Annotated in this window: 14 protein-coding genes and 1 pseudogene; 2 read left to right on the forward strand and 13 right to left on the reverse strand. The window is 74.9% G+C overall.

The genetic code is table 11. The annotated features are described in order from the left end of the window. Positions 1-66: 66 nt before the first annotated feature. From ABGB06_RS24630 to ABGB06_RS24650, 5 genes are all read right to left on the reverse strand, one after another. Positions 67-1,455 (reverse strand): 8-oxoguanine deaminase, encoded by a 1,389-nt coding sequence (locus tag ABGB06_RS24630; protein WP_347593014.1) that lies wholly within the window; start codon positions 1,453-1,455, stop codon positions 67-69. Positions 1,456-1,534: 79 nt separating this feature from the next. Next, the gene (gene pucL, locus ABGB06_RS24635) at positions 1,535-2,431 is read right to left on the reverse strand and encodes a factor-independent urate hydroxylase (protein WP_347593016.1); all 897 of its coding nucleotides are present in this window, start codon (positions 2,429-2,431) and stop codon (positions 1,535-1,537) included. A gap of 1 nt (position 2,432) precedes the next feature. Next, positions 2,433-2,795 carry a hydroxyisourate hydrolase gene (uraH, locus tag ABGB06_RS24640; protein ID WP_347593018.1) on the reverse strand — a complete coding sequence of 121 codons (363 nt, stop codon included), beginning with the start codon at positions 2,793-2,795 and terminating at the stop codon, positions 2,433-2,435. Next, positions 2,792-3,313 carry a 2-oxo-4-hydroxy-4-carboxy-5-ureidoimidazoline decarboxylase gene (gene uraD / locus ABGB06_RS24645; RefSeq protein ID WP_347593020.1) on the reverse strand — a complete coding sequence of 174 codons (522 nt, stop codon included), beginning with the start codon at positions 3,311-3,313 and terminating at the stop codon, positions 2,792-2,794. The genes uraH and uraD overlap by 4 nt, the downstream gene beginning before the upstream one ends. Before the next feature lie 93 nt (positions 3,314-3,406). Continuing rightward, entirely contained in the window at positions 3,407-4,261 is an 855-nt protein-coding gene (locus tag ABGB06_RS24650) for a caspase family protein (RefSeq protein ID WP_347593022.1), read from the reverse strand. Positions 4,262-4,444: 183 nt separating this feature from the next. Here ABGB06_RS24650 and ABGB06_RS24655 point away from each other — a divergent pair, with 183 nt between their 5' ends. Continuing rightward, positions 4,445-5,296: a DNA/RNA non-specific endonuclease gene (locus tag ABGB06_RS24655; RefSeq protein WP_347593024.1), complete on the forward strand. Its 852-nt coding sequence runs from the start codon at positions 4,445-4,447 to the stop codon at positions 5,294-5,296. On the opposite strand, the gene ABGB06_RS24660 is transcribed toward ABGB06_RS24655, so the two are convergent. The 3 genes and pseudogenes from ABGB06_RS24660 to ABGB06_RS24670 form a co-directional block, all read right to left on the reverse strand. Beyond that, on the reverse strand, positions 5,269-5,679 hold the full coding sequence (locus tag ABGB06_RS24660) for a helix-turn-helix domain-containing protein (RefSeq protein WP_347593026.1): 411 nt from the start codon (positions 5,677-5,679) through the stop codon (positions 5,269-5,271). The genes ABGB06_RS24655 and ABGB06_RS24660 overlap by 28 nt on opposite strands. 95 nt (positions 5,680-5,774) lie before the next feature. Then, a pseudogene (locus ABGB06_RS24665) lies at positions 5,775-6,014 on the reverse strand (hypothetical protein); the annotation flags it as partial. Positions 6,015-6,057: 43 nt separating this feature from the next. Beyond that, the gene (locus ABGB06_RS24670; protein ID WP_347593028.1) at positions 6,058-6,429 is read right to left on the reverse strand and encodes a DUF5955 family protein; all 372 of its coding nucleotides are present in this window, start codon (positions 6,427-6,429) and stop codon (positions 6,058-6,060) included. Between the two features lie 320 nt (positions 6,430-6,749). Between ABGB06_RS24670 and ABGB06_RS24675 the strand changes: the two genes are divergently transcribed. Beyond that, the gene (locus ABGB06_RS24675) at positions 6,750-7,436 is read left to right on the forward strand and encodes a hypothetical protein (RefSeq protein WP_347593030.1); all 687 of its coding nucleotides are present in this window, start codon (positions 6,750-6,752) and stop codon (positions 7,434-7,436) included. A 32-nt stretch (positions 7,437-7,468) separates the two neighbouring features. On the opposite strand, the gene ABGB06_RS24680 is transcribed toward ABGB06_RS24675, so the two are convergent. The 5 genes from ABGB06_RS24680 to ABGB06_RS24700 form a co-directional block, all read right to left on the reverse strand. Next, entirely contained in the window at positions 7,469-8,578 is a 1,110-nt protein-coding gene (locus ABGB06_RS24680; RefSeq protein ID WP_347593032.1) for a winged helix DNA-binding domain-containing protein, read from the reverse strand. Further along, complete coding sequence (locus tag ABGB06_RS24685; protein ID WP_347593034.1) at positions 8,547-9,764, reverse strand: XdhC/CoxI family protein; 1,218 nt, start codon at positions 9,762-9,764, stop codon at positions 8,547-8,549. The genes ABGB06_RS24680 and ABGB06_RS24685 overlap by 32 nt, the downstream gene beginning before the upstream one ends. Positions 9,765-9,861: 97 nt before the next feature. Beyond that, complete coding sequence (gene pucD, locus ABGB06_RS24690; protein WP_347593036.1) at positions 9,862-12,273, reverse strand: xanthine dehydrogenase subunit D; 2,412 nt, start codon at positions 12,271-12,273, stop codon at positions 9,862-9,864. A gap of 1 nt (position 12,274) precedes the next feature. Then, positions 12,275-12,889 carry a (2Fe-2S)-binding protein gene (locus ABGB06_RS24695; RefSeq protein ID WP_347593038.1) on the reverse strand — a complete coding sequence of 205 codons (615 nt, stop codon included), beginning with the start codon at positions 12,887-12,889 and terminating at the stop codon, positions 12,275-12,277. Then, positions 12,880-13,899: an FAD binding domain-containing protein gene (locus tag ABGB06_RS24700; protein ID WP_347593040.1), complete on the reverse strand. Its 1,020-nt coding sequence runs from the start codon at positions 13,897-13,899 to the stop codon at positions 12,880-12,882. The genes ABGB06_RS24695 and ABGB06_RS24700 overlap by 10 nt, the downstream gene beginning before the upstream one ends. Between the last annotated feature and the right edge of the window lie 31 nt (positions 13,900-13,930).

Here is a 13,930-nt window from a genome sequence, read left to right on the forward strand (position 1 = left end):
GTGAATCTTCCTGACGTTCCGTCAGTCGATCAGTCGATCAGCCGGTCCGTCGGCCCATGGTCCGGCTCAGAGGTCGGCGAGCCGCGCGAGGCGGCGGGCCTCGGCGCGCGCGGTCCGGGCGATGTCCTCCTCGTCCACGCCTCGCAGCCGGCCGTCCTCCACCACGGGAACGCCGCCCACCAGCGACAGCGTCACCGGGGCCGGGGCGCCGAACACCAGCGCGGCGACCGGGTCCTCGATGGTGGAGTGGCCGAGGCCGTCCAGCCGCCAGAGCACCAGGTCGGCCAGCTTGCCGGGCTCCAGCGAGCCGATCTCCCGTTCCCGACCGAGCACCCGGGCGCCGCCGTGGGTGCCGAGCCGCAGCGCCTGGCGGGCGGTGAGCGCCCGTGCGCGGTGCGGGCCTAGCCGGCTGACGAGCAGCGCGTTGCGCAGTTCGGTGTGCAGTTCGCCCGCCTCGTTCGAGGCGGTGCCGTCCACGCCGAGGCCCACCGGGATGCCGGCGGCGAGCATGTCGGGGACCCGGGCGATCCCCGCGCCCAGCCGCGCGTTGGAGGACGGGCAGTGGGCGACGCCGGTGCCGGTCCGGGCGAACGCGGCGAGATCCTCGTCGGTCATGTGCACGCAGTGCGCCATCCACACGTCGTCGCCGAGCCAGCCGGTGGACTCCAGGTACGCGGTGGGGCTCATGTCGTACCGCTCGTGGCAGTACTTCTCCTCCTCCACGGTCTCCGAACCGTGGGTGTGCAGCCGGACGCCGAGCCGGCGGGCGAGCGTGGCGGCGTCGCGGAGCAGTTCGGTGGAGACGGAGAACGGCGAGCAGGGGGCGACCGCGACGTGCAGCAGCGACCCGAACGACGGGTCGTGGTGCGCCAGCACGGCCTCCTCGGTGGCGCGCAGCGCGCCCTCGGTGGACTCCACGGCGAAGTCGGGCGGCAGGCCGCCGTCCGCGGCCCCGCGGTCCATGGAGCCGCGGGCGGCGGTGAACCGGACGCCGAGCTCGCGGGCGGCCCGGATCTCGGCGCCGAGCAGGTCGCCGGCGCCGCGCGGGAAGACGTAGTGGTGGTCCATGGCGGTGGTGACGCCGCCGCGCACCATCATCGCCAGGGAGCCGCGGGCGGCGGCGTGCAGCATCGGCTCGTCGATCCGGGCCCAGACCGGGTAGAGCGAGACCAGCCAGTCGAAGAGGTTGGCGTTCTGGGCCAGGCCCCGGGTGAGCCACTGGTAGAAGTGGTGGTGGGTGTTGACCAGCCCCGGGGTGGCCAGGTGTCCCGCCGCGTCGATCCGGCGGGACGGAGGGTCGCCCGCCGGCTCCCGAGGGGCGGGCCCGGGGCCGAGCGACGCGATCCGGTCGCCCTCGATCACCACGTGTCCCACGGCGTGTTCGGTGTCGGCCGCGTCCATCGTGGCGATGGCGCAGTTCTCGATGACGGTCCTACCGCCGCCCGCGCTCCGCATGGGTGCCCCCTCGTCCTCTCCTGGTCCGGGTCCTACCCGGCCGGCCCTGTCGTCCGGTCGGTGGCGCGTCAGGCGTCGGTCACCGGCCCGTCAGCTCCGCCGGGATGGCCGCCCGCGCACCCTCGCGGAGCACGGTGGCCTCGATCAGACCGTAAGGCCGGTCGGCGGCGAGGTAGACCGCGCCGTCCGGGCCCTCGTTGGTCATCGAGAACGGCGTCAGGTCGACCGCGAAGTGGTGCTTGTTCGGTAGCGACAGACGAATCTCGTCGATCTCGGGTCGGTGCTCGATCACCCGGGCCCCCATCTGGTACAGCGTCTGCTGCAACGAGTACGAGTAGCTACCGGCGAAGGCGTCCAGCAGGTGGCCGGTGACGGCGGCGTGGCTGCCGTCCCAGTCCGGCTCCTCGTCCTGGGCCCAGGAGTGCCGCCACAGGGCGTTCACCTCGGTGGCCAGTATCCGGTCCCTGGTCTCCTGGAGGGTGGTGTAACGGTCCTTCAGGTAGCCCCAGAACTCCGAGTCGGTGGTGTTCATCACGGTGAGCCCGGTGAGCCCGGCGAGCACCCGGGGCGCGCCGTCGTCGAACGTGACCCGGGCGGTGCGGACCTGCCGGCCGTCCCTGACGAAGGAGTGCGCGTCCTCCCCCGGGGTCGGGACGCGGTCCCAGGCGTACTCCTCCAGGCTCACCCGGGCCCCGGTGACGGTGGGCTGCGAGCCGACGAAGTGCCGGGCCAGCCGGATGCCGAAGTGCTCGGGCGAGTCGATGCCGTGCTCCCGGGCGAAGGCGAACACGGTGTTCTTCACGGTGTCGGTGGGCAGCACGGCCTTGTTGGAGCCCGACAGGTGCGCCTCGTCCATGTGTCCGGTGAGCGACACCGAGACGTTGAGGTCCCTGACGTGGTGGGTCGCGCCCTCCCTGGTGACCCGGACCACCCGGGTCTCGGCCTTGCCGTACTGGTGGGGTCCGAGGACGGGCACGTCAGCTCCCTCGGTAGACGGTGTAGCCGAAGGGGGTGAGCAGCAGCGGCACGTGGTGGTGCTCGCCCGCGGTGACGGCGAACGCCACGGTCACCTCGGGGAAGAACGCGGCGCCGGCGCGCGCGAGATAGGGCTCGACCTCGAAGCGCAGCAGCGCGTGGCGGGTGTCGGGTGGCAGCGCGGGCAGGCCGGCGCAGCGTCCGTCGGCGTCGGTCACGGCGGCGGCGTGTTCGGCCCACGGGGCGTCGCCGGCGCGGCGGACGGACAGCCGGACCGGGATGTCGCGGGCCGGGCGCCCCGCGCTGGTGTCCAGCACGTGCGTGGAGACGGTGGGCGCGGCGGGCGTCTCGGGCGGCGCGTTCACGGCGCGCTCCGCACCGCGCCGGCGACCAGCCGGGTGAGCCGGAGGCGGTTGATCCGGGCCAGTTCGGTGCGGACGACGCCGCGCTCCACGTCGGGTGGGTGGTGCAGGCGGGCGCGGAGGGCGTCGCGGAGCTCCTCGGCGCCGAGGCCGGTGGCGCAGACCAGGAAGACGTGCCCGAAACGCTCCTGGTAGGCGCGGTTGAGCTCCAGCATCTCGGCCCTGAGCGCGGGCGAGGCGCCGGACATGCCGCGCTGTTCGGCGCCGGAGACGGAGTCGCCGGGCGTCGGCCGGCCGATGGGCGGATGCCCGGCGAGAGCCTCGTCCAGGCCGGCCGGGCCGAGGCGTTCGATCGCGGCGTCGTTGGCGGCCAGCAGCGCGTCGGCGTCGGCGTACGGGCGGGCCGCGAGGAGTGCGTCGGCCCATCCGCGCGCGGCGCACACGTCCTGCAGCGCGGCGCGCGCCGCGCTTTCGTCGGCGCCGTTGAACCAGGCCACGCCGGCCTGCCGGGCGTCGCTCACAGTGAACCTCCGGGTAGGTGTCGCGTGCCAGCTAACCGGCCCGGAGGTCAGGCGTCAACGTTTTGTTGAACGGGGAGTCGGGGCGCCGCCGGCTCACACGGTGAGCGGGCGCTGGCGCACGAACCGGCGGTTGGGCGGCCCGGTCGTGTAGAGGTTGGGGCTCTGCGTGGCCGGCATCCGCGCCAGGATCTCGCGGTGGAACGCCTTGTACCCGCCGGTGAACTTGCCGCCGTTCCACACGTCGAGCAGGGTGCCGGTGAACTTGCCGTTGCGCAGCCCGTCCGCCGCCAGCTGGTTGTCCTGGCAGGCGGAGATCAGCAGCGCGGACGCGCCGAGCTCCCGGTTGTCCTTGGCGTTCAGCTCCCGTTGGATGCCGTCGTAGAGGCCCTTGTCCCGCTCGTAGACCTCGGCCTGCTGCTCCAGCGGCATGAGCCGGGAGGTCTGCTCGATCTCGCCCGGGTCCGTCGTCTGGAACTGGTCGGCCATGGCCTCGGGCGTCAGCACCTCGCGCACCCGGATTCCGGTGCCGCTGTGGCAGCTGTCCATGCAGACGAAGATCCTGACCCCCTCCGCGAACCGCTCGAACTCCTTGTAGAGCTCGTCGTCGATGAACTCGCGGTCGTGGAGGACCATGGTCTCGTCGAGCCGGTCCGGCTCGTCCTCCGGGCCGTTCGTGTCGGGCACCTGCCCGCCGTGGCCCGAGTAGCTGAGGAAGAGGTAGTCGCCGGGTCCGAGGGTGTCCGCCGCCTTCCGCAGTTCGGCGGTCACCCTGTCGACCGTCGCCTCCTGGGTGAGCAGGACCGTGCGCTCGCCGATCCCGGACTCGCCGGCGAGCTGGTGCAGGTCGCGGGCGTCGTTCTCGCAGGCGACGAGCCGGCCGTCCCAACCCCCGTAGCGGTTCGGGTCCACACTGTTCAGACCGAGGTGAAGAGACATGCTGCGTGCCATGGGATCGCTCCTTCCGTGCATCGTTCGTGCGTTCGAATTCTGTGCGGCCCATGCGGTGCGGCATGACAAGCCACACATTCCACGATAATCACCCGAATAGTCCTCTTTGCGATGATTAGCCCATTCGAGTGAGCCTGGGGCGAGATCCGGTTGGACCCGGGCCGGCGCGGTACGCGGGGCTGCATGGCTGCTCCCCTCGACCTCGCGCACCGCGCGGGCTACGACGAACGATTCCTCGGCACCACCGTCCCGCTGCCGCTGCCCACGGATCCGAGCATCGAGACGGTGGTGCTCCCCTACACCCACTTCAGCGTGGCCTTCCGGCCCGACCGCCGGCTGGCCGCGGCCACCGCCGTCGCCATCGACGGCCGCGCGCTGGTGGACACGCCGCGCGAGGACGCCTGGCGGCTCGACCCGCGGCTGCCCGAGGACGCGCAGTCCGGCGACGACGTCTACGCGGCCAACGACCTGGACAAGGGCCACCTGGTGCGCCGGATCGATCCGGTCTGGGGCACCGCGGAGGAGGCCGGCACGGCGGACAGCGACACGTTCCACTACACGAACGCCGCGCCGCAGATGGACGTCCTCAACCGCGGCAAGCAGCTGTGGCAGGGGCTGGAGAACTTCCTCCTCGACCACGCCGAGCGGTTCGACCGCAGGCTCGCCGTCCTCACCGGCGCGGTGCTCGCGGACACCGACCCGCCCTACCGCGGCATACAGGTCCCGCTGGCCTTCTGGAAGGTCGCCGCGTTCGTCCAGGACGGCGAACTGGCCGCCACCGGCTACGTGCTGGACCAGAGCCCCGACCTGTCCAGGGACGCCGCCGCCGAGGCGATGGCGGAGGCCGTGCGGGCCGGCGACCCACCGCCGCTGGGCGCCTTCCGCACCTTCCAGGTGCCGGTGGCGGACGTCGCCGAGCTCACCGGTCTCGATCTCGGGCCGCTGCCGGACGCGGACCTGCTGCCGCCGGCGACCCGCGCGGCCCGGCGCTGGACGCTCCTGGAGTCCTACGACGACGTCGCCGTCGGCTCCTGATCCGGCCCGCCGGGCCGCGGAGCGGTCTCCCGGTTGAGGTAGTTGTAGACCGTGAAACGGCTGACGCCCAGTGCGGCGGCGACCGTCTCCACGCCGTGCCGCATGGCGAACGCGCCCCGGGTCTCCAGCGCCCGGACCACCTGCTGTTTGGTGCGGCGGTCGAGCTCGGCCAGCGGCATGCCGTGGCGGCGCCGCAACTCGCCGAGGATGTGCTCCAGCGAGTCCGCGAGGTGGGGCAGCCGCACGGCGACCGCCTCGGCACCGGCCCAGCTGAGCACCACATCGTCCTCGCCGGCCTGACCGGGGGCGATCAACTCCGCGCCGATGGCGTCCACCAGCGGCTTGATCGCGGTGACGAACACGTCGTCCTCCCCGCTCGTCATATGCCCTCCTCCGGCCCAGGGGCTCCGTCCCGCCCGGAGAGCTCGTCCCGCTCCGGTCGGGACTCGGGCTCCGGTCGGGACTCGGCCGTCGGCCGCTCCGCTATCGCGTTCACCTGGAGGGAGATCCGGGTGGCGCCCACCGCCAACGAGCGGCGCAGGAGCGTGTCCACGGCAGCCAGCACGGCGTCCGCGCCGCCCACCGCGGTGTTGCCGAACGGGCCGACCTCCACCGCCTCCAGCGGAGCGTTCAACACCACCTCGCGGGCCGCCACCGCATGCGGCGGCGGCTCGTCCAGGTCGAACGGCTCGGTGGTGAATTCCAGTCTCAGTCGCACCCGGCCAACCTAACGCGGTCGCGCGCGGCCGGTCGCGGGCGGTTCAGCGCACGGCAGGACGCGCGGCGGCGACGCCTCCCCTGCGGCGCGCCATCGCGAGCCGTTCGACCGCCCGGCGGAGCTGGGCGGTCGCGGCGGCGAGCGCGCTCACCGAGCCGACGGCCGCGGCGATCAGCAGCAGGGCGTCGCGCAGGTCGGACTCGTCCGGATCGCCGCCGGCGATCAGCCGCTCCAGGGTGGCGAGCTGCCGCTCGGCGACCTCACGGTCCGCCAGCACCGCGCGGTATCCGCCGAGCTCCCGGCGCAGCCGGGCCACGGCGACGCCTAAGGCGGAAAGCGGCGACTCCTCGGCGCCCTCCCCCAGGCCACGGATCCTCCTGGGCTCAGCACCCTCGTGCGGCGGTGCGCCGCGCACGGTACGGGCAGCCTCAGCTTCTCCTGCCGCCACTCGGCCCCTCCCGAATGCCGTTGTCCTCGAGACCCTGCCCACGCCCAAGGCACACAATCCTGGCGAACCGCCAGAGGGCACCGAGACGGGACAAGGACAGTAAATATCACTGTCCGCGCATCGCGCCATACGGAGGGCGAAATTCCGTGTCACATTCCGATGAACGGCACACGGCTGACACGGCAACGGCGAAGGGCCGGCTGTTTGGAGGATACGCCTGCGCGAGCGGCGACCCGTCGGGGACACTGTGAGGATCTCGTCGAGAATGACCAAACCGGGAGCCGCAGATGGCAAGAGGCGTGCTCGTGCGCTGTCCCGAATGCCACCGGGAGCACACGTTCGTGCCGGCGCACTACCCCTGCTCCTGTGGCGCGGCCGTCAGCCCGCCGCCGCCCGAGGAGAGCGTGCCCGTGCGGGTGCGGCACCGCTCGTGGTCGGGGGCCTGGACGGAGGTGGACTGCCCCGCCTGCGGGCGGTCCGGGCACTGGCCACAGCCGGAGTTCGACTGCCCGTGCGGGGTCACGGTCCGGCTCTCCCCGGTGCGGCAGCCCGCGGTGGTGGCCGAGCCGGACGACGGCGAGCGGCCGCCGTTCCAGCCACTGACCATCAGGACGGCGCACGACGCCACGGCCTGCGCGGCGCGTTTCCTGCGCTGGCTGGGATTCGCCGAGGTCTACACGACCATGCCGCACGCCGGCCCCGGGATCGACCTGCGCGGGCCCTCGGTGGTCGGCCTGGTGGACGCGACCACACAGCCGACGGACACCCGGGCCGTGGAGACGCTCTGGCTGCACGGGCTGCAGGAGTCCGCGGCGGCGGTCGCCTTCTCCCTGGCCGGCTACCAGCGGGAGGCCCGTGGCCGGGCCGACGAACTGCGGCTGCCGCTGCTCGTCTTCGACCTCACCGGCACCCCGCAGCCGGTGAACGATCCGGCGGACGCGCTGCTCCGCGCGGGCGCCGCGCCGCCCGCCTGACCCGCCGTCAGCCGGGCCTCGCCGGACAGGGCCTAGTCCTGCTCCTCCCAGCGCAGCTCGTGGGCCGCGCCCGGGGTGTGGAAGGCGAGCAGCCGGGCGCCCTCCTCGGCCAGCTCGTCGCGCTCCGCGCGGCTCGGTCGGTCGAAGGGCGTGAGCACCAGCGTCGCCGCCGTGTGCCGGCGGTCCGCGTCGATGCGCCAGACGCCGCGCACGAAGCCGTCCGTGAGGAAGACGGGGAAGGCGCGGTTCGCCGCCCAGCTGCGGCGCTTGGCCTCCGCCGATATAACCCGGGTGCGGTCGTGGTGCCCGATGAAGACGTTGTCGTACTCGGGGAGGAAACGGGCCGGGGCCGGCGTGTCCGGATCGGTGCGCGGCGCGTCCGGGACGTCGAACAGCTCCGTGCCGTGCTCGTCCGCCCACACCGTCAGCCCGGGCCGGAGCCGCTCGAAGACCTCGCGCAGCCGGGTCAGCCCCGACCACAGCTGGGCGTCCTTCACCGAGGCGGGCCCGAACGCCGCGAGGTACCGCAGCAGCACCGCGTCGGGCGCGGGGTCCGTGGCCGGCTCCGCGCCCAGCCAGGACCGCGCGGTGGTGTGCCGGGTGGCGCCGCCGCGCTGCCACAGCCCGCGCGGCGGCACCTGCACCATCGGCAGCACCACCCGCACGGCCATACCCAGCGCCTGCGGGTCGACCCCCGGCCACTCCTCGGCCAGGGCGGTGCCGAACGCGTGGAACGTGCGCGGCTCCTCCTCGGCCAGCGCGCTCGCCCGGGCCGCGAGCTTCGCCAGGTCCACCCCGGCCAGCCGGGCGCCGTAGTTGCTCCGCAGCATCCGCTCCTGGACGTCCTGGAAGACCGCCCGCAGCGCGAGGCAGTCGCGCGCCGTGACGGTGTGGATGGTGGACCGCTGCAGGCTGATCCTGACCAGCTCGCGCTCCGCCATCCGCCGCGAGAGGTCATCCGGGTCGAATCCCGCGAGCCGCGACCACAGCGCCGTGTACGGGTTCCCCGGAACCTGCGCCTGGAGGCCGACCAGGTGCTCGACGGCGGCGGCGACGTCCGTCCGGGCGCGGGCGAGGAGGAGCTGACGGTCGAGGAGCCTGCGGTTCAGCTCACGCCGCGACAGGACGGGAGTCGTCGTCATGCCCCGACCCTACGTCCCGCCACCGACACCCCCGGCCGGCGGCATCGCCCGCGGAGTCCTCGGTGTGGGCGGGGTGGATCGGGGTGTCGGTGCCGGTCAGCGGCAGCCCGGAGCCGCCGCGCCGGACGGCCACGATCTCGCCGGCGATCGACAGCGCCGTCTCCTCCGGGGTGTGGGCCCCGAGGTCGAGGCCGATCGGCGAGCGCAGCGCCGCGAGTTCGGCGTCCGTCACGCCCGCCTCGCGCAGCCGCCGCAGCCGGTCGGCGTGCGTCCGGCGCGAGCCCATGGCCCCGACGTAGCCGACGGGCAGCCGGAGCGCGCCGCGCAGCAGCGGCACGTCGAACTTCGGGTCGTGGGTCAGCACGCACACCACGGTGCGGTCGTCGAGCCGCCCGGCGTCCGCCTCCGCGTCCAGGTGCCGGTGCGGCCAGTCCGCGACCACCTCGTCGGCCTCGGGGAAGCGCGCCGGAGTGGCGAAGACCGGCCGGGCGTCGCAGACGGTGACCCGGTAGCCGAGCAGCCGGCCGACCCGGACCAGGGCACCCGCGAAGTCCACGGCGCCGTACACCAGCAGCCGCGGCGGCGGCAGCCGGGACTCCACGAACAGGGTGAGGCGTTCCGGCGACGGTTCGGGGGGCAGCTCGACGGTGCCGGTGCGGCCCTCCCGCAGCAGGCCCGCCGCCGCGGTGGCGGCCGCGCGGTCCGGGCCCGCGCCGCCGCCGAGGGTGCCGACCGGAGCGCCGTCGGCCGTCACCGCGAGGGCGCCGGACGCCGCCCACGACGGCCCGGCGACGACCCGGACCAGCGCCGTCGCCCGCCCCGTCGCCGCCGCGTCGAGGGCCGCGGCCAGGGCGGGGTGCTCCGCCGCCCCGCCGCGCACCGGCGTGACCAGCACCTCGATGTCCCCGCCGCAGGTCAGCCCGGCCGCGAACGGGTCGTCCTGGTCGCCGCGATAGCGCTCGACCAGCGGGGCGCCGCCCTGCCGGAGCGCCTCGCCGCACAGCTCGTAGACCGCGCCCTCGACGCAACCGCCGGAGACGCTGCCCAGCGCGTCGCCCGCGGCGTCGACCGCCAGCGCGGCGCCCGCCCGGCGCGGCGCGCTGCCGCGCGTGGCGACCACCGTGGCCACGGCGAAGTCGCGCCCGTCGCGGAGCCAGCCGCGCAGTTCGTCGGCGATGTCCAGCATCCGGGTCTCCCTTCCGCCCCTCCCGCGTTTCCCGTGCTTCCCGTCCCTTCCCCTCCTGCCCGGCGGGCCCGACCGTCTCCCGGGTCCGCCGCCGCGGTCACCCGACCGGCGCCGCCGTGCCGGTCAGATGCTCGGGACGCACCGGGACCCGCTCCAGGGCGAGCCCGGTCGCCTGCCGGACCGCGGCGACGACGGCCGGGGTGGCGGACAGGGTGGGCGCCTCGCCGACGCCGCGCAGCCCGTACGGCGCGTGTTCGTCGGCGAGTTCCAGCACGTCGACCGGCATGCTGGGGGTGTCGAGGATGGTCGGGATCAGGTAGTCGGTGAACGAGGGGTTGCGGACCCGGCCGTCGGGTCCGACGACGATCTCCTCCAGCACCGCGAGCCCCAGACCCTGGGTACTGCCGCCGTGGATCTGCCCCAGCACGGCCCGCGGGTTGATGGCCCGGCCGACGTCCTGGGCGGCGGCCAGCTCGACCACCTTGACCAGGCCCAGCTCCGTGTCCACCTCCACCACGGCCCGGTGCGCGCAGAACGAGTACTGCACGTGTCCCGCGCCCTGTCCGGTCACCGGGTCGAAGGGCTCGGTGGGCCGGTGGCGGAACTCCAGCTCCACCTCCACCGGCTCGTCGCCCAGCAGTTCGGCCAGCGGGGCCAGCACCTCGCCGCCGGCGGTGACCACCTTGCCGCCGGCCAGCCGCAGCCCCGGCTCGGACCAGCCGCGGTGCCCGGTGCCGAACCGCTCCCGGCCCCGCCGCAGCACCTCCTCGCGGACCGCGGCGCAGCTCTGCCGGACCGCGCCGCCGGTCATGTAGGTCTGCCGGGAGGCCGAGGTGGAGCCGGCGGAGCCGACCCGGGTGTCGGCCGGCAGCAGGCTGACCCGGGTGACGCCGAGCTCCGTGCGGGCGATCTGGGTCTGCACCGTGACGCCGCCCTGGCCGACCTCGGCCGCCGCCGTGTGCACGACGGCCACCGGTTCGCCGCCGATCGCCTCCAGCCTGACCCGGGCGGTGGCGTAGTCGTCGAAGCCCTCGGAGAAGCCGACGTTCTTGATGCCGACCGCGTACCCGACGCCGCGCACCACGCCCTCGCCGTGCGAGGTGTTGGACAGCCCGCCCGGCAGCGCCCTGACGTCGACCCGGACGCCGCCCGCCGGATCGGCCGGGTCGGCGGCCTCCCACTGCCGTTCGGGCGGCAGCGGGCGGTCCCTGACCCGGCGCAGCAGTTCGGCGACGGGCGCGGGCGCGTCGATCGGCTGCCCGGTGGGCATGAACGAGCCCTGGCTGACGGCGTTGCGCTGCCGCAGCTCCACCGGGTGCAGGCCGAGCGCGGCGGCCAGCTTGTCCATCTGCGCCTCGTACGCGAAGCACGCCTGCACCGCGCCGAAGCCGCGCATGGCGCCGCAGGGCGGGTTGTTGGTGTACAGCGCCAGGGCCTCGACCTCGGCGTGCGGCACCTCGTACGGGCCGAGGCCGAGCGAGGCGGCGTTGCCCACCACCGCCGTCGAGGAGGAGGCGTAGGCGCCGCCGTCCAGCACGATCCGGGCGCGGACGTAGACCAGCCGACCGTCGCGGGTGGCGCCGTGCTCGTAGCGCAGCCTGGCCGGGTGCCGGTGCACGTGCCCGAAGAACGACTCGTGCCGGTTGTAGGCCATCTTGACGGGCCGGCCGGTGCGCAGCGCCAGCAGGCAGGCGTGCGCCTGCATGGAGAGGTCCTCGCGGGCGCCGAACGCGCCGCCGACGCCGGACAGCGTCAGCCGCACCCGCTCCGGCGCCAGCCCGAGCACGGGGGCGAGCTGCCGCTGGTCCACGTGCAGCCACTGGGTGGCCACGTAGAGGTCGACGCCGCCGTCCTCGGCCGGCACGGCCAGCCCCGACTCGGGTCCCAGCATCGCCTGGTCCTGCATGCCGACCTCGTAGTCGCCGGTGACGACGACGTCTGCGGTGGGGGCCGCGGCGGCCACGTCGCCGCGCCGCACCGGTTGGCGGTGCAGCACGTTGGGGTGCGGGACGTGCCGGGCGTAGGGGTCGGTGCGGTCGGGGTGCAGCACCGGGGCGTCGGGCCCGGTGGCGCTGGCCTCGTCGTGGACGACCGGCAGTTCGGCGTAGCCGACGCGGATCCGCTCGGCGGCGCGCCGGGCGGTCTCCGGATGGTCGGCGGCGACCACGGCCACCGGCTCGCCCTGGTACCGCACCACGTCGCCGGCCAGCACCGGCTGGTCCGCGATCTCCAGGCCGTACGTCGTCGCGGCGGGCAGGTCGGCGTGGGTCAGCACGGCGTGCACGCCGGGGGTGGCCAGCGCCTCGGCGACGTCGATCGAGTCGATCCGGGCGTGCGGATGCGGGCTGCGCAGGGTGTGCCCCCAGAGCATGTCCTCGTGCCACAGGTCGGAGGCGTAGGCGAACTCCCCCGTCACCTTCAGCACGCCGTCGGGGCGCGGGGCGGACTCGCCGATCCGGCCCGGGGCGCCGGCCTCGGTGAACGAGGCGGAGGTCGGGGTCACGCTCATGTCAGGCCACTCCCTCCGGCTGTTCCGGCTGTTCCGGCTGTTCCGGTCCCGACGGAGCACCGGCGACGGGCGGCCGTCGGTGCCGGCCGGCGGCCAGCCGGACGGCGTCGAGGATGGCCTCGTAGCCGGTGCACCGGCAGAGGTTGCCGGACAGCGCCTCGCGGATGTCGGCGTCGGAGGGCTGGGGGACGCGCTCCAGCAGTTCGTCCGCCGCCATCAGCAGCCCCGGGGTGCAGAAACCGCACTGCACGGCGCCGGCCTCCAGGAACGCCCGCTGCAGCGGCGCGAGTCGCGCCGTGTCGTCCGAGCCGGCCGCGGCCTCCGCCGAGGCGTTGCCGTCGAGCGCGCCGGCCCGGCCGCCGGCGGGCCGGCGGGAGGGGGCGAGGCCCTCCACGGTGACGACCGCCCGGCCCTCGGCCTGGCCCGCGGCCACCAGACAGGCACACACCAGGTCGCCGTCGAGCCGGATCGTGCAGGAGCCGCACTCCCCCTGTTCGCAGGCGTTCTTCGAGCCCGGCAGCCCGAGCCGCTCGCGCAGCAGGTACAGCAGGCTCTCGCCCTCCCAGACGTCGTCGGCGGTCCGGGGGCGGCCGTTGACGGTGAGGTTCACGCGCACGGTGCGACTCCCTGTCGGGTGCGGTAGGCGTCCCAGGTCCAGCCCAGGGTGCGGCGGGCGAGCACGCCGACCGCGTGCCGGCGGTAACGGGCGCTGCCGCGCACGTCGTCGATGGGCCGGCAGGCGTCGGCGGCCAGCTCGCCGAAGCGCTCGGCGACGGCGCGCGGCAGCGGCCGGCCGCTGTCCCAGTACCCGCCGTCGGCCAGCTCGCCCGCCAGGAAGTCCTCGGCCGCGCCGGCCCGGATCGGGGTGGGCGCGGCGGAGCCGATGCCGGTGCGCACCGCCCGTTCGTCCGGGCGCAGCGCCACGGAGAACGCGCAGACGGCGATGACCATGGCGTTGCGGGTGCCCGCCTTGGCGAACTGCTGCGGGCCGCGGGCCGCCTCGATGTGCACGGCGCGGATCAGCTCGTCGGGGGCCAGCGCGTGCCGCTTCGGGCCCGTGAAGAACTCCTCGATCGGGATCAGCCGGCTGCCCCGGACCGACGCGGCCTCCACCCAGGCCCCGGCGGCGAGCAGCGCCGGGTGGGCGTCGCCGGCCGGGGAGGCGGTGCCGAGGTTGCCGCCGACGCTGCCCCGGTTGCGGATCTGCGGGGAGCCGACGGTGTGCGCGGCGAGCGCCAGCGCGGGCAGCGGTTCGCGCAGCCGCCGGACGATCGCGGCGTACGGCACGCAGGCGCCCAGCCGGACGGTGCCGGCGCGGCTCCCGTCCCCGGGCCGCCGCGGGTCCTCCCCCGCCACGCCGCCGTCCGGGTTCCCGCTCGTGCCCCCGGCCGTGCTCTCGACTGTGCTCCCGGCGGTGCTCTCGGCCGTGGCTCCGTCGGTGTCCGCTACGACGTCCCAGGTGCGGAGCTCGGCGATCCGGCTCAGGTCGAGCAGCCGCGCGGGGCGGCGGCGGTCGAAGTTGATCTCCACCATCAGGTCGGTGCCGCCGGCCAGCGGCACGGCGTCGGGATGCGCGGCCTTGGCGGCCAGCGCCTCCCGCCAGGTGGCGGGGCGCAGGAAGTCCATGTCGCGAGTGCCTCCGGTCGGGCACCAACGC

Origin of the sequence: Streptomyces sp. B6B3, from assembly GCF_039871525.1 — a bacterium.
Lineage (GTDB): Bacteria > Actinomycetota > Actinomycetes > Streptomycetales > Streptomycetaceae > Streptomyces.